This is a genomic window from Ewingella sp. CoE-038-23 (assembly GCF_040419245.1).
Classification (GTDB): Bacteria; Pseudomonadota; Gammaproteobacteria; order Enterobacterales; family Enterobacteriaceae; genus Ewingella; species Ewingella allii.
In genome coordinates this window covers 1,818,706-1,845,053 of the sequence record NZ_JAZHOH010000001.1, presented here as the reverse complement: position 1 = coordinate 1,845,053, position 26,348 = coordinate 1,818,706, and the positions used below count along the sequence as shown (strand labels likewise).

Annotated in this window: 24 protein-coding genes; 9 read left to right on the top strand and 15 right to left on the bottom strand. The window is 53.0% G+C overall.

The window, feature by feature from the left end:
• Window positions 1–25 precede the first annotated feature (25 nt).
• Both yicI and V2154_RS08655 read left to right on the top strand, forming a co-directional pair.
• Window positions 26–2,350, top strand: coding sequence for an alpha-xylosidase (gene yicI / locus V2154_RS08660; protein WP_353501883.1), 2,325 nt, complete (start codon window positions 26–28; stop codon window positions 2,348–2,350).
• Between the two features lie 224 nt (window positions 2,351–2,574).
• On the top strand, window positions 2,575–3,999 hold the full coding sequence (locus V2154_RS08655) for a CBM96 family carbohydrate-binding protein (RefSeq protein WP_353501882.1): 1,425 nt from the start codon (window positions 2,575–2,577) through the stop codon (window positions 3,997–3,999).
• A 64-nt stretch (window positions 4,000–4,063) separates the two neighbouring features.
• On the opposite strand, the gene xylR is transcribed toward V2154_RS08655, so the two are convergent.
• The 4 genes from xylR to xylF form a co-directional block, all read right to left on the bottom strand.
• Complete coding sequence (xylR, locus tag V2154_RS08650) at window positions 4,064–5,242, bottom strand: D-xylose utilization transcriptional activator XylR (RefSeq protein WP_353501881.1); 1,179 nt, start codon at window positions 5,240–5,242, stop codon at window positions 4,064–4,066.
• 189 nt (window positions 5,243–5,431) lie between these two features.
• Window positions 5,432–6,619, bottom strand: coding sequence for a sugar ABC transporter permease (locus tag V2154_RS08645; RefSeq protein WP_353501880.1), 1,188 nt, complete (start codon window positions 6,617–6,619; stop codon window positions 5,432–5,434).
• On the bottom strand, window positions 6,612–8,153 hold the full coding sequence (locus V2154_RS08640; RefSeq protein ID WP_353501879.1) for a xylose ABC transporter ATP-binding protein: 1,542 nt from the start codon (window positions 8,151–8,153) through the stop codon (window positions 6,612–6,614). Before V2154_RS08640 ends, V2154_RS08645 begins: the two co-directional genes overlap by 8 nt.
• Before the next feature lie 89 nt (window positions 8,154–8,242).
• Entirely contained in the window at window positions 8,243–9,238 is a 996-nt protein-coding gene (xylF, locus tag V2154_RS08635) for a D-xylose ABC transporter substrate-binding protein (RefSeq protein ID WP_353501878.1), read from the bottom strand.
• A 408-nt stretch (window positions 9,239–9,646) separates the two neighbouring features.
• On the opposite strand from xylF, the gene xylA reads away from it, so the two are divergent.
• From xylA to V2154_RS08615, 4 genes are all read left to right on the top strand, one after another.
• Complete coding sequence (gene xylA, locus V2154_RS08630) at window positions 9,647–10,966, top strand: xylose isomerase (RefSeq protein WP_353501877.1); 1,320 nt, start codon at window positions 9,647–9,649, stop codon at window positions 10,964–10,966.
• A 90-nt stretch (window positions 10,967–11,056) separates the two neighbouring features.
• On the top strand, window positions 11,057–12,511 hold the full coding sequence (gene xylB / locus V2154_RS08625; protein ID WP_353503956.1) for a xylulokinase: 1,455 nt from the start codon (window positions 11,057–11,059) through the stop codon (window positions 12,509–12,511).
• Window positions 12,512–12,712: 201 nt separating this feature from the next.
• Window positions 12,713–13,111, top strand: coding sequence for a CidA/LrgA family protein (locus V2154_RS08620; protein WP_353501876.1), 399 nt, complete (start codon window positions 12,713–12,715; stop codon window positions 13,109–13,111).
• Window positions 13,108–13,800, top strand: coding sequence for a CidB/LrgB family autolysis modulator (locus tag V2154_RS08615; protein ID WP_396130877.1), 693 nt, complete (start codon window positions 13,108–13,110; stop codon window positions 13,798–13,800). The genes V2154_RS08620 and V2154_RS08615 overlap by 4 nt, the downstream gene beginning before the upstream one ends.
• 582 nt (window positions 13,801–14,382) lie before the next feature.
• Here V2154_RS08615 and flgL read toward each other — a convergent pair.
• From flgL to flgB, 11 genes are all read right to left on the bottom strand, one after another.
• Window positions 14,383–15,345 carry a flagellar hook-associated protein FlgL gene (gene flgL / locus V2154_RS08610; RefSeq protein WP_353501875.1) on the bottom strand — a complete coding sequence of 321 codons (963 nt, stop codon included), beginning with the start codon at window positions 15,343–15,345 and terminating at the stop codon, window positions 14,383–14,385.
• Window positions 15,346–15,379: 34 nt separating this feature from the next.
• Window positions 15,380–17,032, bottom strand: a complete 1,653-nt coding sequence (flgK, locus tag V2154_RS08605) for a flagellar hook-associated protein FlgK (protein WP_353501874.1) — start codon at window positions 17,030–17,032, stop codon at window positions 15,380–15,382.
• Between the two features lie 143 nt (window positions 17,033–17,175).
• Window positions 17,176–18,126 carry a flagellar assembly peptidoglycan hydrolase FlgJ gene (flgJ, locus tag V2154_RS08600; protein WP_353501873.1) on the bottom strand — a complete coding sequence of 317 codons (951 nt, stop codon included), beginning with the start codon at window positions 18,124–18,126 and terminating at the stop codon, window positions 17,176–17,178.
• A complete protein-coding gene (locus V2154_RS08595; protein ID WP_353501872.1) occupies window positions 18,126–19,235 on the bottom strand; it encodes a flagellar basal body P-ring protein FlgI in 1,110 nt (369 codons plus the stop codon). The genes flgJ and V2154_RS08595 overlap by 1 nt, the downstream gene beginning before the upstream one ends.
• 10 nt (window positions 19,236–19,245) lie before the next feature.
• Window positions 19,246–19,968, bottom strand: a complete 723-nt coding sequence (locus V2154_RS08590) for a flagellar basal body L-ring protein FlgH (protein WP_084674068.1) — start codon at window positions 19,966–19,968, stop codon at window positions 19,246–19,248.
• A 112-nt stretch (window positions 19,969–20,080) separates the two neighbouring features.
• Window positions 20,081–20,863, bottom strand: a complete 783-nt coding sequence (flgG, locus tag V2154_RS08585) for a flagellar basal-body rod protein FlgG (RefSeq protein WP_353501871.1) — start codon at window positions 20,861–20,863, stop codon at window positions 20,081–20,083.
• Between the two features lie 21 nt (window positions 20,864–20,884).
• Window positions 20,885–21,640, bottom strand: coding sequence for a flagellar basal body rod protein FlgF (locus V2154_RS08580; protein WP_353501870.1), 756 nt, complete (start codon window positions 21,638–21,640; stop codon window positions 20,885–20,887).
• Between the two features lie 34 nt (window positions 21,641–21,674).
• Entirely contained in the window at window positions 21,675–22,931 is a 1,257-nt protein-coding gene (flgE, locus tag V2154_RS08575) for a flagellar hook protein FlgE (RefSeq protein ID WP_353501869.1), read from the bottom strand.
• Between the two features lie 136 nt (window positions 22,932–23,067).
• Window positions 23,068–23,748, bottom strand: coding sequence for a flagellar hook assembly protein FlgD (gene flgD, locus V2154_RS08570; protein WP_353501868.1), 681 nt, complete (start codon window positions 23,746–23,748; stop codon window positions 23,068–23,070).
• 11 nt (window positions 23,749–23,759) lie between these two features.
• Window positions 23,760–24,164, bottom strand: a complete 405-nt coding sequence (gene flgC / locus V2154_RS08565) for a flagellar basal body rod protein FlgC (RefSeq protein WP_353501867.1) — start codon at window positions 24,162–24,164, stop codon at window positions 23,760–23,762.
• A gap of 5 nt (window positions 24,165–24,169) precedes the next feature.
• Complete coding sequence (gene flgB / locus V2154_RS08560) at window positions 24,170–24,580, bottom strand: flagellar basal body rod protein FlgB (RefSeq protein WP_034789994.1); 411 nt, start codon at window positions 24,578–24,580, stop codon at window positions 24,170–24,172.
• A 181-nt stretch (window positions 24,581–24,761) separates the two neighbouring features.
• On the opposite strand from flgB, the gene flgA reads away from it, so the two are divergent.
• The 3 genes from flgA to V2154_RS08545 all read left to right on the top strand — a co-directional run bounded on the left by flgA (window position 24,762) and on the right by V2154_RS08545 (window position 26,340).
• The gene (gene flgA, locus V2154_RS08555) at window positions 24,762–25,460 is read left to right on the top strand and encodes a flagellar basal body P-ring formation chaperone FlgA (RefSeq protein WP_353501866.1); all 699 of its coding nucleotides are present in this window, start codon (window positions 24,762–24,764) and stop codon (window positions 25,458–25,460) included.
• Window positions 25,461–25,567: 107 nt separating this feature from the next.
• Complete coding sequence (gene flgM, locus V2154_RS08550; protein WP_353501865.1) at window positions 25,568–25,867, top strand: flagellar biosynthesis anti-sigma factor FlgM; 300 nt, start codon at window positions 25,568–25,570, stop codon at window positions 25,865–25,867.
• A gap of 35 nt (window positions 25,868–25,902) precedes the next feature.
• Window positions 25,903–26,340 (top strand): flagella synthesis protein FlgN, encoded by a 438-nt coding sequence (locus V2154_RS08545; RefSeq protein ID WP_353501864.1) that lies wholly within the window; start codon window positions 25,903–25,905, stop codon window positions 26,338–26,340.
• The last annotated feature ends 8 nt before the right edge of the window (window positions 26,341–26,348 follow it).

The window sequence follows — 26,348 nt, the reverse complement described above, 5'->3', positions numbered from 1 at the left end:
ATCATGAGAGTAAGGAGAGTGAAAAATGAAAATCAGTGATGGTAACTGGTTAATTCAAGAGGGACTGGTCCTAACCCATCCACTGTATGTGTCGGACGTCCAGTTTTCTGATCAAGAAATGACAGTATATGCCGCGCCGAGAGAAGCCAGTGAGCGAGCCAACCAGCTTGATACGACGCTCTTTACGCTGCGTTTCTTCTCCCCGCAGCATGGCGTCATTGGGGTACGAATTACCCATTTTGATGGCGGTTTGGATCTCGGCCCGCAGTATCCGCTCAACGTCGAAACTCAGCACGACGTCAGGTTCGAAAACGGTGAGGAATATTGCGCGCTGCACAGCGGCGACCTCAGCGTGCGCGTGACCAAAGGCCCGCACTGGTCGCTGGACTTTCTGCGGCACGGCAAGCGCATCACCGGCAGCGTAGCCAAATCCAATGGCTATGTGCAGAACAACCGTGATGGCAAAAACTACATTATGGAGCGTCTGGATTTAGGCGTCGGCGAAACTGTCTATGGTCTGGGAGAACGCTTTACCGCACTGGTAAAGAATGGCCAGACGGTAGAAACCTGGAACCGCGATGGCGGCACAAGTACCGAGCAAGCCTACAAAAACATTCCCTTTTACCTCACTAATCGCGGGTATGGCGTGCTGGTGAACCACCCTGAAGCCGTCTCCTTTGAAGTCGCCTCCGAGAAAGTGTCGAAGGTGCAGTTCAGCGTGGAAAGCGAATACCTTGAATACCTGGTCATTGACGGTCCGACGCCCAAAAAAGTGTTAGACCGATATACTCGGCTCACCGGCCGACCAGCACTGCCTCCCGCCTGGTCATTCGGCTTATGGCTGACCACTTCGTTTACCACGAACTATAACGAAGAGACGGTGAATCGCTTTATTGACGGCATGGCTGAGCGCAACTTGCCGCTACACGTTTTCCATTTTGACTGCTTCTGGATGAAAGCCTTCCAATGGTGTGATTTTGAGTGGGATCCGCAAGTGTTCCCGGACCCACAGGGCATGCTCCGCCGGCTTAAAAAGAAAGGATTAAAAATCTGCGTATGGATTAATCCCTATATCGGGCAGAAATCTCCTTTGTTTAAAGAAGGCAAAGAACGCGGCTATTTATTAAAACGCCCGGATGGACGCGTGTGGCAATGGGACAAATGGCAGCCTGGTCAAGCCATTGTTGATTTCACTAACCCACAGGTTTGCACATGGTATGCCGGTCATCTAAAACGGCTCATCGACATGGGCGTAGACTGCTTCAAAACTGACTTTGGCGAGCGAATTCCCACGGACGTGGTGTGGCATGACGGCGGTGATCCGCAGAAAATGCACAACCACTATGCGTTTGTTTATAACCAACTGGTCTACGAAACATTACAAGACAAACTGGGCGCGTCGGAAGCCGTGCTTTTTGCACGTTCGGCCTCGGTAGGAGCGCAGCAATTCCCTGTTCACTGGGGCGGCGACTGTTACGCCACCTATGAATCCATGGCGGAAAGTTTACGCGGAGGGCTATCCATCGGCCTGTCCGGCTTTGGTTTCTGGAGTCATGACGTAGGCGGTTTTGAAAACACGGCTCCTGCACATATCTATAAGCGCTGGTGCGCCTTTGGCCTGCTGTCGAGCCATAGCCGATTGCATGGCAGTAAGTCTTATCGGGTTCCCTGGGTTTATGATGAAGAGGCCTGCGACGTCTTGCGCCTGTTTACTGAACTCAAATGCAGACTGATGCCTTACCTTTATCCAGCCTCCACTCAGGCAGCAAACAATGGAACGCCAGTAATGCGCGCCATGATGCTTGAGTTCCCTGAGGATCCGGCCTGTGACTATCTCGATCGCCAATATATGCTCGGCGATGACCTGCTGATCGCCCCGGTATTTAGTGAACAAGGAGAGGTTGATTTCTATCTGCCTTCGGGCCGCTGGACCCACTTGCTCTCTAACCAAGTGGCAGAAGGTAATCGCTGGCATCACCAGCAGCACGGCTTTGACAGCCTGCCGCTCTATGTGCGGCCTAATACGCTGCTGGCGTTAGGCAGTAATAATCAGAAGCCAGATTATGACTATAGCGTTGCGCCAGAATTCCACCTTTTCGAGCTGGATGAAGGTCACACCGCCGAAAGTAAGCTGACCGATTTGCACGGCAATACGATTTTCACCCTCACGGCGACCCGCTCAGGCGAGCAGATAATCTTTACTGCTGAGGGTGAAGCTACAGACTGGAGTCTCTGTCTGCGTAATGTTCACAAGATTAGCTATGTTGAAAACTTCGCAACCAGCGAAAGTGATAAAGGCATCCTCTTTAAGCCGACAGAAAGTAATGCACCCTTAAGTATAACGCTGTAAAAACCTGCATTAGAAGAACAGGAAGATAATTTTTTCGATAAATGATCGTTGCAAGAATTATCTTCCGCCACCCACTTCTTAGTCACCCCATATATAGTGCATAGACTGCTGTCATTAATAACAGGAAAGCAGATTTTAAGTTCTCTAAATGATTTAACTTCGCTAATACTTCTCTCATCAATTTATTCTCTTGTGCATCATTGATTATTTTTGAGGAATATCCCATGAGAAAAGTATTGACCACTTTGCCCTGCTTATTCGGGCTAGCGGCTTTCCTCCCCGTACCTGCTCTTGCGGCAGATTCTCAAATCGACGTTGATTGTAGTTTTAGCCATATGAAATCTGACGATCCGATTTTAATGTTCGGCAAACCTGGTATGGCGATGTCCCATGATTTTTTTGGCAATCGCTCTACTAACGCCTTTTCCACCGCCGATATCTTATTAACCAAGTCAGGCACGACTTGCAACAACGCGGCGGACAGCACCGCCTATTGGGTTCCCACCATGAAACTCCCCAATGGTGGGATCGTCCATCCGTCCTATATGAAGAACTACTATCAGGCCAATGATGTTATTAACAACCCGCTAACCCCCTATCCACACGGGCTGCAACTCTTAGCCGGTGACCACGATGGTACCGGCCCAAATCCGCATATTACCTTCTTATGTGCCAACGGTACTGGATACACCAACAAGGCAGACCAAATCTGCGGGCTGAGATCTGCCGGTGACGCCGTGCAATTAAATATCGGCATTGCTTTCCCCAACTGTTGGGATGGAAAAAATCTCAAAGCGGGCGCCGACGTCATTAACGCAACTTATAGTACTAATAATCAATGCCCGACGGATTATCCGGTGAAACTCGCCACCGTCAATATGAACATCGCCTACGTCTTGCCACAAATTACTTCTCTGGATGTGAGTAAAATAGAGTTATCGATGGACCCTACAATAGTTGATGGCGTATTAACGCCTCGCTGGGGCAGCCCTTATACAGCTCACGGTGATTTTATGAATGCATGGACAGACCAAGCCGCAACATTCATGACCGAACGCTGTATGAATTATAAGATGGATTGTGGAAAGAATATTCCATATAGCTATACCGACGTGATTGAAGATACTTATATTAGTAATTTGGAAGATAGTGATAAAAACTTTAATGACCAAACTACTATGTTAATTCAAGACAACTGGAACCCTCCGGGTCGAGATGTGAATAAACAGAGTATGGCATTATTAAAATTCACTATTCCGCCACTCCCGAGCAATATGGAGGATTATCCGGGCGTAACCTTTACCTATAAAATTCGCGTCTGGGATGGCAATACCACCGACTCCGCAGTCAGAAATATCTTCTTCTATCCGACGGATCCTAATGCCTGGAGTGAAAAGAGCGTGACGTGGAACACTCGACCACCATTCAATTACACCGCCGATGGCAGTATGCAGCTGAACAATAACCAGCAGTTCCGTTATGTGACCGTAGACAAACCCGTCAGGGCCGCACTGGCGGCAGGTAAAACTGAAATTTCCTACATCGTAGGCGGTGAACGTCAGGGGAGAGTCATTTCGATGAGTAGCAAAGAAGGTGGGAAAAACGCCACATTAATGCTTGTCGGATATCAGGAAGTCAAAGAGCCATAAAAGGCCTGAGATTGATCAAGTTGTGATTTATGTTGCCCCCGGTGCCCGGGGGCTTTTTTATGGCTCAATAAAGGACTTCGCCATGCTTATCACGATACTCTTTCGGCGTCATGTCATAGCCTTTTTTGAATACCGAGTAGAAATACTGCAATGACGGATAGCCACACATTTGCGAGATCTCATTGATAGATATTGAGGTTGCCGCCAGCAAGTTCCGCGCCCTATCCAGCTTTTCATCATGAATAATGCCATGAATAGTTTGGCCGGTTTCATCTTTAAAACGCTTTTCAAGGTTTGAGCGTGATATGCCAATTGCATCAAGCACCTGCTCAACCTTAATGCCTTTGCATGCGTGGTGGCGAATGTAATGCATAGCCTGGATCACGGCAGGGTCACGCAAAGAACGAAAATCGGTAGAGCGGCGTGCCATCACTTTTACCGGCGGAACCAAAATACGCTGCAACGGCAATTCTCGCTTATCCAGCAGTTGGTGAAGTAACTTGGCCGCCCGGTAGCCCATCTGTCGCGTGCCTTGCACCACGGATGACAGCGCGACGCGCGACAGGTAACGGGTAAGCTCTTCATTATCTATGCCAATAACGCTCAGTTTCTCCGGCACCGCGATATCCAGATGTTCACACACCTGGAGCAGATGGCGAGCGCGTGCATCCGTCACGGCAATGATCCCCGTCTGCTGGGGCAAAGTTTGTATCCAGTCGGCCAGCCTGTTCTGCGCGTACTGCCAGTTCTCCGGCGCAGTTTCCATCCCTTGATAGACCACGCCCTGGTATTGCTCTGCCGCAACCAGTTGGCGGAAGGCGTGTTCTCGCTCTTGCGCCCAGCGCTTGCCGCCGCTGCCGGGTAAGCCATAGAAGGCGAAACGGTTTATCCCCTTCTCTTTCAAGTGCATAAACGCGGCTTCCACCAGCGCATAGTTGTCAGTCGCGATGTAGTGTACGGGGGGATAATCCTCCTCGCGGTGATAAGAACCGCCCACGCCCACCGTCGGCACATTGAGATTGTGCAGCATGTGCTCTATTTCACGATCGTCAAAATCGGCAATAACGCCATCCCCCAGCCAATCTTTGATGTTATCGATACGACAACGGAAATCTTCTTCAATAAAGATATCCCAATCGCACTGTGACGCCTGTAAATACTCGCCGACGCCTTCGACCACCTGCCGGTCATAGACTTTATTAGCGTTGAATAGCAGTGTTATGCGAAAGCGCTTATCAAACATGCCGTTTCCATCTCAGCCAAAGATAGTTAAGAGAGGGCCCCAGCGTATAGAAACAGATGGGGCACAGTGAGTTAGCTCAATAACATGACCGCGACAAATCCGCGCCTTCGGCGTGAGAATTTGTGATGTTTACTGGATTTAATCGCCATTTGTCCCCTTTCAGATAAGCCGCCTCGTGAATAAGTCTCTTTATGCGCGCCGCTTGGTGGCCGAGTCCATCCATACTGCCAGCAGTAGAATCGCGCCCTTGACGATATATTGCCAGAAGGTGGGAACATCCAGCATGCTCATGCCGTTATCCAGTGAAGCCATAATGAAAGCTCCCATCACTGCCCCCGCGACGCTGCCCACCCCGCCAGCCAAGCTGGTTCCGCCAATAACGCAGGCAGCAATGGCATCCAGTTCGGCAATGTTACCCGCCGAAGGTGAACCCGCGCCAAGGCGTGAACTGAGAATCAAACCGGCAATCGCCACCATCAGGCCGTTAATAGCAAAGACCGCCAACTTGCTGCGCTCAACATTAACGCCGGAGAGTCTTGCAGCATCGATATTGCCACCGATAGCATAAATTCGCCGCCCAAAGGCCGTGCGCGAAGCCATAAACATCCCCCCCAGCATCAGCGCGACCAGAATCAACACCGGGGTCGGCACGCCACGATATTCATTCAACAGTAAGACTGCGCCCAGAGCGATCACCGCCGTCAGTGCCTGTCGGGTGACATCGTTTTTCGCCGCTGTCACCGGCAAACCGAGCGCTGCCCGCTGATTACGCTTACGCCACTGAAAACCAATAAACAGCACCAGTGCCACCACGCCAACTCCAAAACCCAGGCCATTTGACAGATAGCTTTGACCAATCAGCGACATTTGCGGCGTGGTCGGTGCTACCGTGGTCCCACTGGTGATACCAATTAAGATGCCACGGAATGCCAGCATTCCCGCTAGCGTGACAATAAACGATGGGACTTTGCGGTAGGCGACCCACCAGCCATTCCATGCACCAAGCAGCAATCCTAGTAGTAGCGTGACGACAATGGTTAACGGCAACGGCCATCCCAGCCAGACATCAAAAATGGCCGCCACGCCGCCGAGTAAGCCCATCATTGAGCCGACGGAGAGATCAATCTCCGCTGAGATAATGACGAACACCATTCCCACGGCCAAAATCCCGGTGATAGCTGTTTGGCGCAGCAGGTTGGAGATGTTACGTGAACTGATGTAGGCGCCATCGGTAGTGATTGAAAAGAACACAATAATCACCGCAATAGCGGCGAGCATGACATAGACCTGCAGGTTTATATTCTTAAGGCGATGCAGTGAAAACCCTGCTGATTGATTAGCCGTTTCGCCAGTGACTGGCGGGGATATTTTAGACATTAACTTCACTCCTTAAGGCGGCTTCCATCACTTGTTGCTGGGTCAAATTATGGTTATCCAGACAGGTCTTGCACTGGCCAAGATGCATCACCAGCACCCTGTCGCTTAACCCCAACACCTCTGGCAGTTCGGAAGAGATAACAATGATTGCCATACCCTCTGCCGCCAGTTGACCGATCAATTTATAAATCTCATGTTTTGCGCCGACATCGATACCGCGCGTCGGCTCATCGAGAATGAGGATTTTGGGGTTGAGTAACAGGCAGCGGGCCAAAATCGCTTTTTGCTGATTGCCGCCACTCAGACGACCAATTGCCAATTCGGAAGAGGAAGATTTGATGTTCAGTTGGCGCACCGACTGCCGGATGGTCTGCTGTTCATTGGCTTCGTGGATCACGCCGCCGCCGGTGAAATTATCCAGTGCCGCCAGAGTGATGTTGCTGCCTACCGCCATAACCGGCACGATGCCGTCGCGTTTGCGGTCTTCCGGCACCATGGCTAATCCCAGTCGCATCGCATCACGGCAGTTGTTGATGTGGGCAACCTTGCCGGCAATGGTCACTTCGCCCTGCCAGCGCCCCGGATAAACCCCAAATAGGCACTCCACTATTTCAGTACGTCCAGCCCCCACTAGCCCTGCAATGCCCAATACTTCTCCGGCATGCAGATGGAAACTGACGTTATCCACTCGCTTAATGTGACGGTTAATCGGATGCCAGGCGGTTAGCTGCGATACGCGCAGCACCTCTTTGCCAATCCGCCTCTGGCGCTCAGGGAAGAGTTCGGTCAACTCTCTGCCGACCATCATCGCAATAATCTCCTGCTCCGTGACTCCGGCTGCATCCCGCGTGGCAATATGTTGCCCATCACGGATGACGCAAAGCCTGTCGGAGATTGACTTCACCTCATTCAGTTTGTGCGAAATATAAATGCAAGCGATGTCGTGATTGCGTAAATCGCGGATGATATCTAATAAGATTTCCGTCTCACTCTCAGTGAGCGAGGCGGTTGGCTCATCCAGAACCAGCAGACGCACTTGCTTGTTGAGCGCCTTGGCAATTTCAACCAGTTGGCGCTGCCCAAGACCTAATTCTCCCACCAACGTATGAGGATCAATGTTTAATTTAACCTGGGCTAACATCCGCCGACAGCGTAAATACATCTGGTCGGTATCGAGGAAGCCGAACTTGCCCCACTCGTTACCAAGGAACATATTTTCCAGCACGCTCATCTGCTTCACTAGCGCTAATTCCTGATGGATAATCGCGATGCCTTTCTGTTCTGTCTCACGAATGCCTTTGGCTAATAGCGGCTCGCCGGAGAAATAGATCTCTCCCTCATAGCTACCATAAGGATAAATACCGCATAGCACTTTCATTAAGGTTGATTTTCCGGAACCATTTTCCCCACAAAGAGAAAGCACTTCGCCGGAATCTAGCTTAAGACTAATATTATCGACGGCTTTAACCTGACCAAATTTTTTGGTGATGTGTCGCATTTCCAGCAGACAGCTTTTTTCCGATAATACAGGCATGAGTTACCTCGCATTGCTCGGACATTCAGACAGTAAAACCGTCGAATGCCGAGCGAGTCCCATTGATGGCAAAAACCATTAACTCAATATCAATTAAGTTCCGACTTTTTATGGAAGCCATCGGCAATCACGGTTGAGTCGATATTTTCTTTATCAACTTGAATAGGGGTTAACAAATAGGAAGGCACCTCTTTCTTGCCATTACTTAAGGTGGCATTGGACGCCGGTTTCTCATCTTTGCCTAACTGAACGGCAATTTCAGCGGCCTTATCCGCTAACTTGGTGATAGGTTTATAAACCGTCATAGTTTGCGTGCCGGCTTGAATACGTTTTATCGCGGCAAGGTCGGCATCTTGACCTGAAATCGCTACTTTACCTGCCAGCCCCTGGGCAGAAAGCGCCTGAATAGCACCGCCTGCCGTGGCATCGTTAGAGGCTACAACGGCATCAATTTTATTGTTATTGGCAGTCAATGCGTTTTCCATAATTTTCAGCGCGTTTTCCGGTAGCCATCCATCTGCCCACTGGTCGCCAACAACCTTAATTTTACCCTCTTTGATTAATGGATTAAGCACCTTCATCTGCCCTGCTCGGAACAGCTTGGCATTGTTATCGACAGGCGATCCTCCCATAAGGAAATAGTTACCTTGAGGCACTCGCTGGACCAGACTTTGTGCTTGCAGTTCGCCCACTTTTTCATTATCAAACGAAATATAAAAATCGATATCAGCATTATTGATCATGCGATCATAAGCCAGAACCTTGATCCCTTCTCGCTTCGCCTCGGCAATAACATTACTCAATACTTCGCCGTTATAGGGAATAATCACTAAGACATCCACGCCGCGATTGATCATATTTTCAATCTGCGCCATCTGTGTTTCTTCATTACCATTGGCCGATTGTACAAAAACATCCGCACCCAATGTTTTCGCCTTGGCAACAAATATATCCCTATCTTTCTGCCAGCGTTCTAATCGTAAGTCATCGATAGCCATGCCAATTTTAATTTCTTTAGCGATACCAGCGTGGCTGATAAACAACATTGCGGCACAGGCTGTAAGTAAGATTTTTTTCATTTTCATCTTCTAAGACCTTTTTTATATCGAGGCTGAAAAGGAGAAGCTCTGGCTTAACCACCAAAGATTGCTCATCAATGAAGAGTTATTGTCGCCGTGGAATTGTTGTCTCTGACCCTCACTTCGGCAATTGCAGATTTTAATCGCCGCGTTATGTTTTTTAGTTTCTTTCCGAATGTTTGATGGATGTCATAGTTTTATGGTAAGGAGCTGCACTTCGCTCAATTTATTTACGTGACATCACGTAACTCCTGAAAATAAATCGTCCCGATCTGCTTATTTATGCGATCTACAGCACATTTAATAATTAAGTTAATTTGAGTGTGAAATAACGTAATTGTTAGCAAGGCGTTCAACTCCGAAGATTAAAACTCACTTCCCAGCCGATCTGGGCCAGTTTCCAAGGAGTTTTCAATGCACGCTTATTTCGACAAGCTTGACGCGGTTCGCTACGAGGGAATCAACAGCACCAATCCTTTGTCATTCCGCCATTACAATCCCAATGAAGTCATTTTGGGTAAAACCATGGCAGAACATCTAAGGTTTGCGGCCTGTTACTGGCATACCTTCTGCTGGAACGGCTCTGATATGTTCGGTCTGGGGGCATTTGACCGCCCTTGGCAGCAGCCGGGAGAGGCTCTGGAACTGGCAAAAGGCAAAGCAGACGTCGCTTTCGAATTTTTCCAAAAATTGAATGTTCCTTACTACTGTTTCCACGACGTGGATGTCTCCCCTGAAGGCGCGACCATCAAGGAGTATGCCCATAATCTCGCGGTGATGACTGACGTATTAGCCAGCAAACAGGAGAGCACCGGCGTTAAGCTACTGTGGGGAACCGCGAACTGCTTTTCTCATCCACGCTACGGCGCGGGGGCGGCGACCAACCCCGACCCAGAAGTGTTCGCTTGGGCAGCAACGCAGGTGTGCAATGCGATGGCAGCGACCCAAAAACTCGGGGGCGAAAACTATGTGCTTTGGGGGGGCCGCGAAGGCTATGAAACCCTGCTGAATACCGACTTACGCCAAGAGCGCGAGCAAATTGGACGCTTTATGCAGCTGGTCGTTGAGCACAAACATAAAATCGGTTTTCAGGGCACGTTGCTTATTGAGCCAAAACCGCAAGAGCCCACCAAGCATCAGTATGATTTTGACGTGGCGTCGGTGTATGGCTTCCTGAAACAGTTTGGCCTGGAGAAAGAGGTTAAAGTTAACGTGGAGGCCAACCACGCGACCCTTGCCGGCCACTCGTTCCATCATGAGATTGCCAATGCGATCGCGCTGGGAATTTTTGGCTCCGTTGATGCCAACCGCGGCGACCCACAGTCGGGCTGGGATACCGACCAATTCCCTAACAGCGTGGAAGAGAATGCGCTGGTCATGTATGAAATCATTAAGGCTGGCGGTTTTACCACCGGCGGCCTGAACTTTGATGCCAAAGTGCGTCGCCAAAGCAATGACAAATACGATCTGTTTTACGGTCATATTGGCGCGATGGACACCATGGCGCTCGCACTAAAAGTGGCGGCTAAAATGGTGGAAAGTCGCGAGTTGGACAAGCACGTCGCCCAGCGTTACGCCGGCTGGAATGCTGAGTTTGGTCAGCAAATTTTGCAGGGCAAGATGTCTCTTGAAGCATTGTCCCAGTTTGCTCAGCAGCATCAGTTAGCTCCGGCTCATCAGAGTGGTCAACAAGAAAAACTAGAGAATCTCGTCAACCGCTATTTATTTGGCTAAGCCCCATAAGATATAAAATCTGCTTCGCCCGGCATGATAATTGCTGGGCGAAGCAGACTCATGCAGCAGCCTACAGGGAGAGAAGTGTTTATGTATCTCGGTATCGATCTTGGCACGTCGGGTGTCAAAGCCATCTTACTTAATGAACAAGGTCAGGTCGTGGCTACGCACACGGAACCTCTCCCCCTTTCCCGCCCTCACCCTTTGTGGTCGGAGCAAGATCCCGCCGACTGGTGGACAGCCACCGATAACTCTCTTCTCGCGTTGGGGGCTGATCATAACCTTGCCACAGTTAAGGCCCTTGGGCTGACGGGGCAAATGCACGGCGCCACGCTGTTAGATCAGCAGGGGCAAGTGCTGCGTCCGGCCATTTTGTGGAACGACGGGCGTAGCGCCAAGCAGTGTCAGGCGCTTGAAAAGGCAGTGCCCAACTCGCGGGAAATCACGGGCAATATTATGATGCCGGGCTTTACCGCGCCGAAGTTGGCATGGGTTAAGCAATTCGAACCTGATATTTTCAGCCGCATCGACAAAGTGCTGCTGCCGAAAGACTATCTGCGTTGGCGCATGACCGGCGTTTTTGCCAGTGATATGTCAGATGCCGCAGGCACGATGTGGTTGAACGTCGCCAAACGAGACTGGAGCGACGAGATACTCGCCGCCTGTGGCCTTTCGCGCAAGAAAATGCCACGACTGTTTGAAGGCAGTCAGATCACAGGCGAGCTGAGTGCCGAACTGGCTCAGCGTTGGGGTATCCCACGCGTGCCGGTGGTCGCAGGCGGAGGAGATAACGCAGCCGGTGCGGTGGGCGTTGGCCTCTATCGGGCAGGCCAGGCGATGCTGTCACTCGGCACATCGGGCGTCTATTTTGCAGTTAGCGAAGGCTTCCTCAGTAATCCGCAGCAGGCGGTGCACAGTTTCTGTCACGCCTTGCCCAATAAATGGCATCTGATGTCGGTAATGCTGAGCGCCGCTTCTTGTCTGGACTGGGCGGTAAAACTAACGGGGATGGACTCGGTAGCCAGTCTGCTTAAGCTGGTTGAAGAATCGACGCCGGCCCAAAGCCCCGTCTGGTTCTTGCCCTATCTTTCTGGCGAGCGCACGCCGCACAATAATCCGAACGCTACCGGAACCCTGTTTGGCTTAACACATGAACACGGCCCGGCCGATATTGGTCGGGCCGTATTAGAAGGCGTAGGATTCGCCCTCGCAGAAGGTATGGATGCCCTTCACGCCACGGGTCTGAAACCTGATTCCATTACTCTTATAGGCGGTGGGGCACGCAGCGCCTATTGGCGGCAAATGCTGGCGGATATCAGCGGGCAGACGCTGGAGTATCGAACCGGCGGCGATGTTGGACCAGCCCTTGGTGCAGCGCGTTTGGCGCAGTTGGCGATGAACCCGAATAAGTCGATGGAAGAGCTGCTACCCGAGTTACCATTGGAACAAACGCATCGCCCTGACGGTGCAAAGCAGCAGTGCTATCTTGAACGACGAAAAATCTTCCACCAGCTTTATCAAAGCCTGCTGCCCTTAATGAAATGAGCCACCACGTGCCCTTTTACCGTTTCAAAGGGCACGCGGACGTTCTATCAACCACGTCAAAGCTGAGATAAAACTGCAAAGTTACCTTAGGTACGTTTCCAAAATGGCATACACTTCATGCATCAATTTCATACTCCTTTTTGTGGTGCAGATCACACTTTAATTGTATGATGAATGCGTCACCTTACTGGGATGAAGGCTATGCGCGACGTATTAACTTTGCTTTTACAATATATAAGGTCATTTATTTTGATCTATGCCTGCTTATACGCTGGCATCGGAATTTCATCACTGCTGCCAATCAGCATTCCCGGCAGCATTATCGGCATGCTGATCCTTTTCTGCCTGCTTTCGACGCAAGTTTTGCCTTATCGCTGGGTGAAGCCGGGCTGTAATGTGCTCATTCGCTACATGGCCCTGCTCTTCGTACCCATCGGTGTCGGGGTGATGACCTATTACGATATGCTGCGCGCCCAGTTCGGCCCTCTGGTGGTTTCTTGTCTGGTCAGCACTTTAGTCGTACTGGTGATCACGGCTTACTGCTCGCACTTTATTCATCGTGAAAAGCCGCTGGATAATGACGCGGAGGAGAAATCATGATCGACATTCTCTGGTCGTTACCTTTAACGCTGCTGGTATTTTTCGCCACCCGCAAGCTGGCTATCAAGCTGAAACTTCCGCTGTTGAATCCGTTGCTGATGTCGATGGTGGTGATCATCCCACTACTGTTAGTGACCAACATTCCCTACGCCCGTTATTTTGCTGGCAGTAAGATTCTGAATGACCTGCTACAACCGGCGGTGGTGGCGCTGGCTTTCCCGCTGTATGAGCAGTTGCACCAGATACGCGCCCGCTGGAAGTCGATCATCAGCGTCTGTTTTATTGGCAGTATGGTGGCGATGACCAGCGGCACGGCGATAGCCTTATGGATGGGCGCGACGCCTGAGTTGGCCGCCTCAATATTACCAAAATCAGTGACCACGCCGATTGCCATGGCAACGGCTCACTCGATCAACGGCATCCCGGCGATTAGCGCAGTCTGCGTGATTTTCGTGGGTATTCTTGGCGCGGTGTTTGGTCACAGTATTTTGAATGTCCTGAAAATCACCACCAAAACCTCACGCGGTTTAGCCATGGGTACCGCCTCCCACGCCCTAGGCACGGCCCGCGCCGCAGAAGTTGATTTTCAAGAAGGTGCCTTTAGCTCGCTGGCACTGGTGATATGCGGGATCATGACGTCACTTATTGCACCTTTCCTGTTTCCGGTGCTGCTGGCAATGTTTGGGTAAAGCAGATCATTGGGTTTTGCTTTGCTCCCTCTCCTTTTTAAGGAGAGGGCTGGGGTGAGGTTTGCCTCATTGAGCACGATTTAAACCACTCCTCATCCCAGCCTGACCTAACCCACTGAAACGGCACGGTGTAATTGCCAGTAGGTCGCGTTCAGAAGTGACGCCGAGCAAGAGGTGGAAAACCGCGTGGCTTTTTACGCGGGTTGTAATCCCGCAGCGAGGGAACCGCCTAAGCGGCGGCATTTCGCGGCTATCACTTAGCTACCTGAAACACGTCCATCCCCCCCCTGCGAAGCCTCGATCCTCCAGCACTAAAGAGCGCGGGTGTCCAGAGGGCGCGCGCTTTCGCGCCTTCTGGGCCAGTTTGCGTGGCAACGCAAGGTCTTGAATTTAAATTTGAATTTGAATTCAAACCCAAAGATGCAATTGAAAATAAAAAGTGTATGTCACCCTGCCCTTAGGCTGACAAAGTGACATACAAACTGAACGCACCCGGTTTAAGTACGCTCAGAAAAGGTGTAGATGAGAAGGAGCCAGCAGGCCCCTTTCAGTGAGACGTTTTAGACATGAATTCGCGGGGAATTAAGAATTCATTTGGAACAGCGACAGCCCTTGCATGCTGGTAAAGGTTTTGTACGACGCCTGTAGTGCGACTTGCTGCAAGCTGTATTGCGAAATAGCCGCCGTCCAGTCGGTGCCGACCAGCGCGTTAAGCTTATCGCCGTTAATCAGCTTGGTGTCGTCGCCCATCGAATCCAGCTTATCCAACTCGTCCAGCTGGGTACCCAACTGAGAGCGCACGGACAGCACGTTGTTCAGCGAGTTCGACAGGCCGCGGTTGCTTTTGTCGATGGCTGCCGTGTAATCAGAAGGGCTAGCGAAATTAGCTTTTGGCGTTTTCAACGCGGCGATAGCGCCGTCGATGGTTTTGAAGATATCGGTCTGGCTTGCCGTGCCGTCCGGCTCTTTCACTGGGTTAGACGTCAGCGTGTTAAATACCTGCGTACCGGTGTGGCTGATGGTCATGGTACGGCTGGCATCAACCTGCTGGGAAATCGCTTCATCCCCGCCGCTATAGGTCACCGCCCCCGTCGTTGCATCCACGCTGTACGGCGGCTTATCACTTTTGTAACCGCCAAAGATATAGCGCCCGTTACCGTCTGTGCTGTTCGCCATATTGACGATTTGGTCTTTAATACCCTGCAACTTGGTCGCCAATGACGCGCGGTCATCATCACTCAACGCACCATCACCGGCGTTAACGATCAGGCTCTGCGCGCTCTGAATCGCGGTGGTGACGTTGTTCAGGATGTTCTCTTCCTGACTCATATTCTGGTTCGCGAAGGTACGCGCGATGGCGTATTGATCGTTCTGCGCCTGCGCCTGTTGAACCATAATCGCCTGCGAGGCGGCCAGCGGGTCATCCGACGGCTTGTTCACCCGATTGCCGGTAGAGAGCTGCACACCGGTATCCTGCCACAGCGACTGAGCATTCGAGACGCTGTTCATATTCTGCTGGTAAATCATGTTAGTACTAAGGCGCATGGCATCAGTTCCTTATCGAGTCGCGGTGAATGCGTTACAGGTTAATGATCGCATCGAAAATGGTTGATGCCGTCTTAATCACTTGCGCGTTAGCCAGATAATATTGCTGATAACGCTGCAAATCGCCGTATTCTTCGTCGGTGTTAACGCCCGAGATCGACTGCTGTTGCTGCTGCAAGTTGGTGACGATGTTGGTTTGCGCCGTGGTGTTGGTTTTCAAACTGGCAACCTGATTACCCACGCTGCTCACCAGGCTGGCATATGCGCCGGTCAGGGTTGATTTACCTTCCACCAGCTTGGCGGTTTGCAAATCCAACAGTTTCTGCGCGTTGGTGTTATCGCTGGCGCCGGAATCTGTTTTACTGGCGGCGGCAATTTGCGAACCGTCGGTCAATGCCACATTCAGGCTGCTCGCGGCATTGCTTACCGTTTTCACCGTGATGCTGTCTTTTTCAGCCGGGGTGCCGGTGACATCAATCTTGATGCCGTCGAAGGTCATGGTAGTGACGTTATTGGCATCGGTGCTCTGCGTCGGGGTGATTTTTGCCCCATCGGAAGTGCGCGTTGCCGTCCACTTGCCACCTTCGTAGGACATCACATAATCGCTGGCTTTCACTGCGGTTGCGTCGGCGTAGGTCACCGTCATGTTAGCCGTGCCGGTGTTTTTGGTGTTCGAAATGGTCGACGGATTGCTGAAGTTGAAGAAGTTCGTCCCAGCGTTACCGGATACATCAAAACCAGCTTTGTTCACGCCGTTGAAGCTGCTGCCAATGGAGAGCGCCAACTGGCCCAGCTGGTTTATGGCTGGCTCAAGGTTGTCTTTACGGAAGGCCAGCACGCCACCCAAGGCACCCGTGGTGATGCGGCTTTCGCTAACCTGGGTCACGCTGCCATCTGGCTGAGTCATACCCACAGTCAGTTTGCTCGGATCAGCGCTGGACGGCGTTGCCACTACGGTACGGGTATCGCTGCCCTGCACTAAAGGCACGCCGTTGGCGAAGGAGACGTTATAGGCGTCGCCGTCTTGCTGAGTCACGGTTACACCGGCGATATCATTCAGTTTGCTGACCATCTCATCGCGTTGGTCCAGCAGCGCGTTTGGCTCCTGCCCGGTGCTGCCGCGCGTGGCGGTGATCTGCTGGTTCAGCTTGGCGATTTGTGAAGCATAGTTATTGATTTGGTTCACATTATCGGTGATTTGCTGGTTAATACCGGTATTCATATCAGCGAGGTATTTTGCCGCGCTGTTGAACTGTGCCGCCATCCCCTGCGCTTGCCCCAAAACGGCCTGACGTGACGCGCTGTCACCGGCGTTGCTGGTCAGGGTTTGCAGACTTTTGAAGAAGTTCTGCATGGTGCTCGATAAGTTGGTGGTGCTGTTCGACAGCAGATTATCAATCTGGCTCGCCTGAGCGTACTGGGTGCCCAGCGCGCTATTGATGGTGCTGGCGCCTAGTAACTGGTTGGAAACAAAGGCGTTATATTCACGGTTGATGCTGCTGACGTTAACGCCGTTGCCGATGTAACCCGCCGCCGTGCTATTGCCGTTGCTCTGAACAATGATCGCGGTCTGGCGGTTGTAGCCCGCCACGCTGACGTTGGCGATGTTGTTACTCACCGTGCTCAGTGCAGCCTGAGCCGCATTCAGTCCGCTCATTGCGGTATTAATTAAGCCATTTGAGGACATGAGTGACCCTTCTGCTCCCGGAACCAGCCCGGCGAATGATATAAAATCAAAGTGTTATGGAAATCGGGATTCGCGCCCTTTTTCCGCTCTGAAAGAGTTATCGGCTAATGCCTTGAGAACTTGAGACGTAAAAGACAGTTTTTTCAGAAAATTTTGCTGAGATCCGTGCTGTAGGCTTTGACCGCCTGCGCGCCGGCCCCTTTGATTTTCTGGATAACATTCACCAGCTTAGCGGCGTAGTTAGGATCGGTGGCATAACCGGCTGCTTGCAGCGCGTGGGCCGCCTGTTCCGGCGTGTTGGCGGCCGCCACGTGGGCATAGCGCGGGTTGTTGGTCAGCAATTTCACGTAATCGCTGATGGCTTCGACATAGGAGCCATAGACGCGGAAGCTGGCCTGCACCTTCTTCGCCACGCCGTTGGTGTATTCGGTGGTGGTGATTTGCGTGGTTGGCCCGGTCCAGTTGCCGCCCGCCTTAATACCAAACAGGTTATAGCTCTGCTTGCCGTCGCTAGTGGGAATTTCGCGCTGGCCCCAGCCGGATTCCAGCGCGGCCTGCGCCATAATCAGCTGGTGCGAAATGCCACTTTCCTGACTGGCGACCTGCGCCGGAATGCTCAGGCGCGACACAAACTGGCCGCTGTCCTGCGGCAACGGTGCGCCGCCCAAAGTGCGGTCCGGCGCGTTCGGGATGGCTTTGCGGATCATCTGCTCCATTGCCTGAAGTGGCATGGTGCTCAGTACTTCGTTGTCCAGCGCCATTGGCACCGTACCCGCCTTCTCGGAGGGCTCGGGATTACCGCCGGTGAGCTGTTTCACCATCATATCGGCCATACCCAGCCCTTTAGCCGACATGTCCTGCGCAATTTGCTGATCGTACATCGATGTATAAAGCCGGGTTTGGTCGCTGCTCAGCAGGCCGTCCTGCGGCAGTGCGGAACGCATGCTTTTCAGCATCATCTGCACGAAAACGCCTTCGAACTGCTTCGCCACTTCCCTCACCTGCCCTTGTGGATCGTTCTTGGCCGCCACTTTCAGTTTATTAAGCGACTGCGCGTCATACGCAGCGCCGGACATCGACATAAGATCGCTCATTAGATGATTTCCAAATCAGCGCGCAGGCAACCTGCGGTTTTCATGGCTTGCAGGATAGACATCAGGTCAATCGGCGTCGCACCCAGCGCATTCAACGTGCGCACCACATTGTTGAGGCTGGCGCTCGACTGCACTTGCTGCAAGGCCCCGCCCGACTGGCGCACGGAAATATTGGTGTTTGGCGTCACCACGGTTTGGCCGCCGCCAAATGGCGTGTTTGGTTGGGAAACGTCGTTTTGTCTGTCGACTACCACGGACAAGTTACCCTGCGCCACGGCGCAAGAGTCCAGCGTCACGTCGCGGTTCATCACTACCGAGCCAGTACGGGAGTTGATGATCACCTTGGCATCCATCGGGCCGACGGTCACTTCCACGTTCTGGATCTGCGCCAAAATGCGCACCTGCGAGCTGTTGCCGCGTGGCACCATCACCTGAATGTTACGGGCATCCAGCGCGGTCGCCGTGCCCATGCTGCCCTGACGGTTAATGGCGTCGGTCACCTGTTGAGCCAGGTTGAAATCTTCATCATTGAGTTGAAGATTGATCACCCCTTCGGTGCCGAAGGTGCTTGGAAGTTCGCGTTCAATGGTCGCCCCGCCGGTAATACGGCCGCCGGAGAGCTGGTTAACCGTCACGCTGCTGCCGCCCGCCGAGGCTCCGGCGCCGCCCACCAGCACGTTACCCTGTGCCAGCGCGTAAACTTGGTTGTCTACCCCTTTCATGGGGGTCATCAGCAGGGTGCCGCCGCGAATACTTTTGGCATTACCCATGGAGGACACCACCACGTCGATGGCCTGTCCGCTGCGAGCGAACGGCGGCATCTTGGCGGTAACCATGACCGCCGCCACGTTTTTCAGCTGCATGTTAGTGCCGGGTGGCACGGTGATCCCCAACTGGGAAAGCATGTTAGTCAGCGTCTGGGTGGTAAATGGCGTTTGGGTGGTCTGGTCACCAGTGCCGTCGAGGCCAACCACCAAGCCGTAGCCGATCAGGGCGTTATCACGCACGCCCTGAATGGTCGCCAGATCGCGAATTCTTTGCGCCGAAGCCGGCAGCGCGGCCGCCGCGCAGAGCGTAATACAGAGTAAGCCGGAAATTAGTTTTCGCATGAGTGCCTCATTAGTACGGCGATACATTTAGGAAGAACCGCTGCAACCAGCCCATGTTCTGCGCTTCATTGATGTAGCCGTTACCCACATATTCGATTCGGGCATCCGCCACCTGCGTGGACACCACGCTGTTGGAGCCACTGATGGTGCGCGGGTTCACCACGCCGGAGAAGCGGATAAACTCGGTACCCTGGTTAATTTCAATTTGCTTCTCGCCAACCACGCGCAGGTTGCCGTTGGCCAGCACTTCGCTGACCGTCACGGTCAAGGTGCCGCTGAAGGTGTTGTTCGCCGCCGCGCCGCCTTTGCCGCCGAAGGTGTTATCGCCGGAGATATCCATATCGGCGCGGGCATTGCCGAGCAGGCCTTCCAGATAACGCGGCGCGGTCGCCACGCCAAACTTGCTTGAGCCATTACGGCTGGCGTTGGCGGAGGAGCTTTTGCTGGCACTGACGTTTTCTTGCAGTACAAGCGTCAAGGTATCGCCGACGTTACGCGGTCGACGGTCTTCAAACAGGGGCTGATAGCCATAGTTCATCGGCTGAACGGATTGGAAAATCGAACCGTTCGGAACCGGTGGTGCCGCAGGAGCAGGTTGAGCCGTGGTGGCGCCTTCGACCAAGGGTTTATGCGGCATGTACGCGCACCCGTTGAGCAATAAGGTCACTAATAGCGGCAGAGCCAACACGCCATGTCGGTGAAAATGTGCACTGTTTACCGACGTTAATTTCATGGTCACCACGGAAATCGCCTTCGAAAAAGAATGAATCGGAGCCTGAAATAACGGGGGCGGCGTACCGTCCCCCCGCAGGCCAAGGTAACGCCGGGCGTTACCTTTCTTACTCTTAAAGCTGAGTTAACTTCTGCAACATCTGGTCGGATGTTGATACTGCTTTACTGTTGATCTCATACGCGCGCTGGGTCTGGATCATGTTGACCAGCTCCTCCGCCACGTTTACGTTTGAGGTTTCAACATAGCCTTGGTACAGCAGGCCTGCGCCGTTCAGGCCCGGCGTGCTTTCCGTTGGCGCGCCAGAACTTTGGGTTTCCTGATACAAGTTTTCACCGGTGGACTCTAAGCCTGAGTCATTGATGAAAGTGCTGAGCGTCAGTTGCCCAACCTGCTGCGCTGCCGCCTGCCCCTGCACGGTCACGCTGACAATGCCGTCACGGCCGACGGTGATTTTCAGGGCGTTAGCAGGGATGGTGATAGCCGGGATAACCTGATAACCACTGGAGGTCACCAGCTGACCGTTTTGGTCAACTTGGAAAGAGCCGTCACGGGTATAGGCTGAGGTCCCGTCAGGCAGCTGCACCTGGAAGAAACCCTGCCCTTTGATGGCGATATCTTTACTGTTATCCGTCTGCGACAGGTTGCCCTGCGCATGGATACGCTCAGTAGCGACCGGGCGAACACCGGTACCGATCTGCAAGCCTGACGGCAGATTGGTCTGCTCGGAAGACTGGGCACCCGGCTGGCGGATTGTCTGGTACAGCAAATCTTCAAACACCGCGCGCTGGCGTTTGAACCCGTTGGTGCTGACGTTCGCCAGGTTGTTGGCGATGACGTCCATGTTGGTCTGCTGCGCGTCAAGGCCAGTTTTCGCGATATATAGCGATGGGATCATGTTGTTACTCCTCTGCCGCCGTTAGGTCATCGACAGCAGTTGGTTGGCGCGTTGTTCGTTTTCATCCACGCTGTGGATGACCTTCATTTGCATTTCAAAGCGACGGGCGTTGGCAATCATGTCAACCATGGTTTCCACCGGTTTGACGTTGCTGCCTTCCAGCGTTCCCGGCATCACGTGGATGGTCGGGTCGGCCTGCAGGGTATTGCCCCGAGCCTGGGCAGTGGCCGGCGTGAGACGGAACATGCCGTCATCGCCACGGGTCACTTCACTGCCGTTGGCTTTCACCAGTTTTAACTGAGCCAGCTGGCCCATGGTGTTAGGGTCCGCACCCGCCTCGAGCACCGAAATGGTGCCGTCGGCCGAGATGGTCAGTTGCGCATTCGGCGGCACTTCAATCGGGCCGTTGTCACCCATCACTGGGTTCCCCTGAATGGTTAACTGATTGGTCGGCGAAACCTGAAGATCCCCGTTTCGGGTATAGGCTTCAGAACCATCAGGCATCTGCACCGCCAAAAAGCCGTCCTGCTGTAACGCGACGTCGAGCGGGCGACCGGTGTAGTTCAGCTGGCCCTGAGTCATGTCGGCACCCGGCGTTGAAGCCGTCACCAAAGTACGTGTCTCAAGGCTTGGCCCATCGACCGGCACCGCGCGCAGCGCCATCAGTTGGGCACGAAAACCCGGCGTTGAGGCATTGGCCAGATTACTCGCGGTGACCGACTGCTGGTTCAGCGTCTGGCTGGCAGCACCCATCGCGGTGTAGATAGCGTGATCCATAGTGCGTTCCTTTTGCGTCTGTCATTCAGCGCGATTAGCGCAGGTTGACCAGCGTGTTCAGGATCTGGTCCTGGGTTTTGATAGTCTGCGCGTTCGACTGGTAGTTACGCTGAGCCACGATCATGTTGACCAGCTCTTTACTCAGGTCGACGTTTGACGCTTCCAGCGCCCCGCTTTTCATCTCACCAAAACCGCCTGCACCCGCAATGCCGGTGATTGGCTGACCAGAGGACTGGGTGGCGGACCACACGTTATCGCCTTCGGATTTCAGACCTTCCGGGTTAGAGAAGTTAGTCATCACGATCTGACCCAAAAGCTGGGTTTTCTGGTTGGAGTAGACGCCGGTGATGGTGCCGTCGTTATTGATTTGGTAGCCGGTCATCTGGCCCGCGGCATAACCATCCTGATTCAACGCGCCGATGCTGTTACTACCGGTATTCTGCTGAATACTGCCAAGGAAGCTCAGCGAGACGTTTTGCGGCGTCGTAGCACCGTTGGTGCTGTTATCCATCGGCAGAGTGAAAGCAAAAGCCGTCGCAGTTGGCGTGCCGTCAGCATTGGTGGTGCTCGCCAGAGTACCGTTTTGGTTGAAGTTCAAGGTGCCTAGCTTGCCCGCTTTAGAGCCTGAAACGCTGGTATCTTGTGAATAGACGTCCCAAGAGTTTGGGGTCGCTGGGTTAGATGACTTAACGAAATACACGTTGTTGTCATGCTTATTACCCAGTGAGTCATAGGTGGTAATGGTGTTGACGTAGTTGTAGCTGTCCGGATCTGAACTGGAGAAAGTGGCGTTCTTCGGCAACTTATCGCTGGAGTTCAGGTTAGCCACCATCAGGCCGCTGCTGCTTGGCTTGGCGATCATCATGGTGTTCGGAATGGTCAACGGCACTGGCTGTGCGCCCTGAGCGATGGTTGGCGGAGTCCCGGTTGCCGGGTAGCCCGTCACGCTCAAACCTTGGGTGTTCACCAGATTGCGTTTGTCATCCAGAGAGAGCTGGCCGTTACGCGAATAGAACACGCCGCCGCTGGAGTCAGTCAGGCGGAAGAAGCCGTTGCCGCTCAGCGCAACGTCTAAACCACGGTTGGTATTGGTGGTGGTACCGTCGCTGAAGTCCTGAGTAATAGCTGCCACTTTGACACCCATACCTACTTGAGAACCGGCGAACATGTCGGCGAATGAGGCGGTGCCTGATTTGAAACCAGCGGTGGCGGAGTTGGCGATGTTGTTACCAATCACGTCCAGGTTGGTCGATGCTGCATTCAGGCCGCTGACTGCTTGGTTAAAGCTCATGGTCTGCTCCTTTTTGCTTATCATCCTTCTTGTTGCAGGGCTGCCTCCAGTCCTGAAACAAGATCGATTTAAAGCAAAATCAATGGGTTAAAGTTATAAATTTCTGTTTATGCTGCTGTGTGAAATCTTCAATCTGCTACAAAATCTGTCGAACATTGGCGAGCGTGGTGGTGCCGCGCACGCCGAGATCCAGCACTGCGCCGGAGCTGTCATTGGTAACGCCGTTGACCAGCGCGTAGTTCAGCGCGGTGGCGACCATCTGCTGGCCGCCGTTGGTCGAGTTGATGCTGAAGGTGTATGCGCCGTCCGGTGCCGCCGTGCCGTCATCCTGCTTGCCGTCCCAGGTGTAGCTGTGGACGCCGGCAGTCTGTGAACCCAGCGCGATGGTTTTCACCACTTTGCCGGTGGAGTCACTGATCACCACATTGTTGGTGTCCGCCGCGCTTTCGAGTTGCAGACCAAACGGCGTGGTGCTGACCTTGCCGTCAGAGCTGCCCACCAGAATAGCCCGCCCTTCAATCATCACCCCGTGACCAATCAGCGCCGTGGCCTGAACCGACTGGTTGCTGTTGATCTGCCCGGAAATGCTGCCCAAGGTGGTGTTGAGTTTTTCGATGCCGCTCACGGTATTGATCTGCGCCAACTGGCTGGTGAGCTGGGCGTTGTCCATCGGGTTGGTAGGATCTTGGTTCTTAAGCTGGGCGACGAGCAGGGTCAGGAAGTTATTCGACAGGTCATCCGCCGTGGATTTCGGCTTGCTGTTGTCGGTATTAATGGTGTTGTCGGTGCTGTCGTTGACTGAACTTAAAACTGACATAAGCGGCTCCGTTATTGACCCAATGTCAGGGTTTTCATCATCAACGATTTGGTGGTATTCAACACCTCGACGTTGGCCTGATAGCTGCGTGAGGCGGAGATGGTGTTAACCATTTCGCTCACCACGTCGACGTTGGGCATCTGCACATAACCCTTGGCATCCGCCATGGGGTTGCCGGGCTGATACACCATGCGCATGGGGGCGGGATCATCCACCACCTCGGCCACTTTCACGCCACCGGTTTCTTGGCCAGGCGCGGCGTTGACTTGAAAGACCACCTGCTTGGCGCGGTATGGCTGACCATCCGGGCCGGTCACGCTGTCGGCGTTGGCCATGTTACTGGCGCTGACGTTCATGCGTTGCGACTGGGCAGAAAGCGCCGAACCGGCGATATCAAAAATGTTGAGCATCGACATACTGGTTATCCTTGAAGTACCGACATCATGCCTTTCACCTGCCCGGTCAATACGGTCAGGTCAGTCTGATATCGCACACTGTTATCCGCGAAATTGGTACGCTCACGGTCCATATCCACCGTGTTGCCATCCATCGACGGCTGATCGGGAATGCGGTACATCAGGTCAAGATCCGGGCCTGAGCTGGTCGCCGCTGGAATGTGGCGCGCGTTGGTTAACTCCAGCGACATGCCGCTGCCGTTAGCTCGCCCTGCTTCCATCACTTTCTGTAACTGACTGGCGAAATCGATATCGCGCGCCTGAAACCCCGGGGTGTCGGCGTTGGCGATATTCGCCGAAAGAATTTCTTGCCGCTGGGCGCGCAGGTTGAGCGCTTCCTGTTGGAACTGTAGTGCGGCGTTCAATTTGTCGAGCATGCGCCCTCCGCAAAGTGAGAATTTGGAGCCGACAGCATAAATCCCTATGTCAACAACCTATCGCGGGAATAAGCGCAAAATGCCCCGCTATTTGTCCCTTTAGGAAATGCAAACTGCGGGTAGACTTGTCGCCAGAAGTGGGGTTCCCCCCAAAAGCCATCATGACGAGGCGCAAGGCGAAATGACTAAGCTGAAGAGTGGACAAGCAGGCGCGTTTTTACTGAGCCTGATACCGGGTGCAGTGCTGGCAGCAGCGCCGTCGGCGGCGTCAGACAATAACAACACGCCCTTGGCTGGACATATTCAGCAGTTTTTCAGTCAGCAGTACGCCGGGAATGGGACTCAGGTGAAAAGCCTTATTACCACCCCTGCCGCCCGCCAGCCGCAGTGCCTTTCACCACAGCTTTCTCTTTCTCCCAATGCGCGGCCTTGGGGAAATGTCTCCGTGGCGGTGAACTGCAACGGGCAGAAAAGCTACGTGCAGGCACAGGTGCAGGTCAGTGGCAGCTACTGGGTGGCGGCGCGAAACGTCTCTTCCGGCGCGCATCTGACTCAGGCCGATATGCAGCAGAAAACGGGGAGATTGGACTTATTGCCGCCACGGGCTATTCTTGACAGCCAGCAAGCCATCAACGCGGTGACGCTGCGCAATATTAATGTCGGTCAGCCCCTAACTTTATCGATGCTGCGCCGCCCGTGGATGGTCCACGCGGGGCAGGAAGTTCAGGTACAGGCGACGGGAACCGGGTTTAATGTTTCCAGCTCTGGCAAAGCGATGAATAACGCCGCCGCCAGTGAAACCGTGCGGGTCAGAATGCCTTCCGGGCAGATTGTTAACGGCAAAGTAGCAGCAGATGGCACAGTGAGCATCGCCATCTAGCGAATGTTTCCCTGCCATTGCAATAAAGGCTAAAGTTTTTCCGTAAAGTGTCGATAACCTGATATCAAAGCCGCAATTTGACGGCATATCAGATTGGGAGAAGTATTATGAGCATCGAACGCACTCAGGCATCGCAACCGGTTAGCCCGATTCAACAGCGCGATCCGTCTGACACCAATGCGCAAGTGACACGCAAAGAAAGCACCAACAGCGCGCCGGTTAGCGGCACGGCTGTCACCCTGAGTGATGCTCAGGCCGTGCTGACCAAATCAAGTTCACAAGACATTAATACTGCACGTGTAGAACAGTTAAAGCAGGCTATCCGTGACGGCAAACTGACGATGGATACCGGCAAAATCGCCGATGCGTTGTTGCAGGACACGCAGGCCTATCTCAACGATATTTAAGTCAATAAGCTTAAGTTGAAAGGTAAAGAAGCCCGATGAAAGATTTTATCAAGACCATGAAGACGCTGGTGGAAACGCTGGAAGCGCTGGATTTGATCATTCAACATGAACAAACCCTGCTCTGCTCAGGCCGCGTCAATGGGGTAGCTTTGCAAAATATAACTGAACAAAAAAGCTCCCTGCTGACCACCGTCGATTATCTTGATAAACAGCGTCGGGAACATGACGCGAGATTGAAGCAGACTGCGCCCTATTCGCGTCAGCCTGAAATTGCCGCCATGTGGAAGGCCGTGGTTCAACTGAGTGAGAAGCTCAGCGCGCTAAACCGCCACAACGGTATGCTGCTCAATAAGCAAATTGACTACAACACGCAGGCCATGGCCATTCTGGGTGCCAGCCAAACGCAAAAGTTTTATGGCCCAAACGGCCAGACTTCAGTCAGCGGGCAGACCGTGCGTAAAATTTCGGTATAACTTCTCCA

What these genes read in the sequence shown, in the direction of transcription:
- flgE (WP_353501869.1), bottom strand. Translation starts at nt 22,931, where the DNA reads ATGAGCTTTAACCAAGCAGTCAGCGGCCTGAATGCAGCATCGACCAAC.
- xylA (WP_353501877.1), top strand. Translation starts at nt 9,647, where the DNA reads ATGCACGCTTATTTCGACAAGCTTGACGCGGTTCGCTACGAGGGAATC.
- flgB (WP_034789994.1), bottom strand. Translation starts at nt 24,580, where the DNA reads ATGCTCGACAAATTGAACGCCGCACTACAGTTCCAACAGGAAGCGCTC.
- V2154_RS08615 (WP_396130877.1), top strand. Translation starts at nt 13,108, where the DNA reads ATGATCGACATTCTCTGGTCGTTACCTTTAACGCTGCTGGTATTTTTC.
- V2154_RS08640 (WP_353501879.1), bottom strand. Translation starts at nt 8,153, where the DNA reads ATGCCTGTATTATCGGAAAAAAGCTGTCTGCTGGAAATGCGACACATC.
- V2154_RS08595 (WP_353501872.1), bottom strand. Translation starts at nt 19,235, where the DNA reads ATGCGAAAACTAATTTCCGGCTTACTCTGTATTACGCTCTGCGCGGCG.
- flgC (WP_353501867.1), bottom strand. Translation starts at nt 24,164, where the DNA reads ATGTCGATGCTCAACATTTTTGATATCGCCGGTTCGGCGCTTTCTGCC.
- flgL (WP_353501875.1), bottom strand. Translation starts at nt 15,345, where the DNA reads ATGCGCCTTAGTACTAACATGATTTACCAGCAGAATATGAACAGCGTC.
- yicI (WP_353501883.1), top strand. Translation starts at nt 26, where the DNA reads ATGAAAATCAGTGATGGTAACTGGTTAATTCAAGAGGGACTGGTCCTA.
- V2154_RS08590 (WP_084674068.1), bottom strand. Translation starts at nt 19,968, where the DNA reads ATGAAATTAACGTCGGTAAACAGTGCACATTTTCACCGACATGGCGTG.
- flgA (WP_353501866.1), top strand. Translation starts at nt 24,762, where the DNA reads ATGACTAAGCTGAAGAGTGGACAAGCAGGCGCGTTTTTACTGAGCCTG.
- V2154_RS08655 (WP_353501882.1), top strand. Translation starts at nt 2,575, where the DNA reads ATGAGAAAAGTATTGACCACTTTGCCCTGCTTATTCGGGCTAGCGGCT.
- flgJ (WP_353501873.1), bottom strand. Translation starts at nt 18,126, where the DNA reads ATGAGCGATCTTATGTCGATGTCCGGCGCTGCGTATGACGCGCAGTCG.
- flgD (WP_353501868.1), bottom strand. Translation starts at nt 23,748, where the DNA reads ATGTCAGTTTTAAGTTCAGTCAACGACAGCACCGACAACACCATTAAT.
- xylF (WP_353501878.1), bottom strand. Translation starts at nt 9,238, where the DNA reads ATGAAAATGAAAAAAATCTTACTTACAGCCTGTGCCGCAATGTTGTTT.
- flgK (WP_353501874.1), bottom strand. Translation starts at nt 17,032, where the DNA reads ATGTCCTCAAATGGCTTAATTAATACCGCAATGAGCGGACTGAATGCG.
- V2154_RS08645 (WP_353501880.1), bottom strand. Translation starts at nt 6,619, where the DNA reads ATGTCTAAAATATCCCCGCCAGTCACTGGCGAAACGGCTAATCAATCA.
- xylR (WP_353501881.1), bottom strand. Translation starts at nt 5,242, where the DNA reads ATGTTTGATAAGCGCTTTCGCATAACACTGCTATTCAACGCTAATAAA.
- V2154_RS08580 (WP_353501870.1), bottom strand. Translation starts at nt 21,640, where the DNA reads ATGGATCACGCTATCTACACCGCGATGGGTGCTGCCAGCCAGACGCTG.
- flgM (WP_353501865.1), top strand. Translation starts at nt 25,568, where the DNA reads ATGAGCATCGAACGCACTCAGGCATCGCAACCGGTTAGCCCGATTCAA.
- V2154_RS08545 (WP_353501864.1), top strand. Translation starts at nt 25,903, where the DNA reads ATGAAAGATTTTATCAAGACCATGAAGACGCTGGTGGAAACGCTGGAA.
- V2154_RS08620 (WP_353501876.1), top strand. Translation starts at nt 12,713, where the DNA reads ATGCGCGACGTATTAACTTTGCTTTTACAATATATAAGGTCATTTATT.
- flgG (WP_353501871.1), bottom strand. Translation starts at nt 20,863, where the DNA reads ATGATCCCATCGCTATATATCGCGAAAACTGGCCTTGACGCGCAGCAG.
- xylB (WP_353503956.1), top strand. Translation starts at nt 11,057, where the DNA reads ATGTATCTCGGTATCGATCTTGGCACGTCGGGTGTCAAAGCCATCTTA.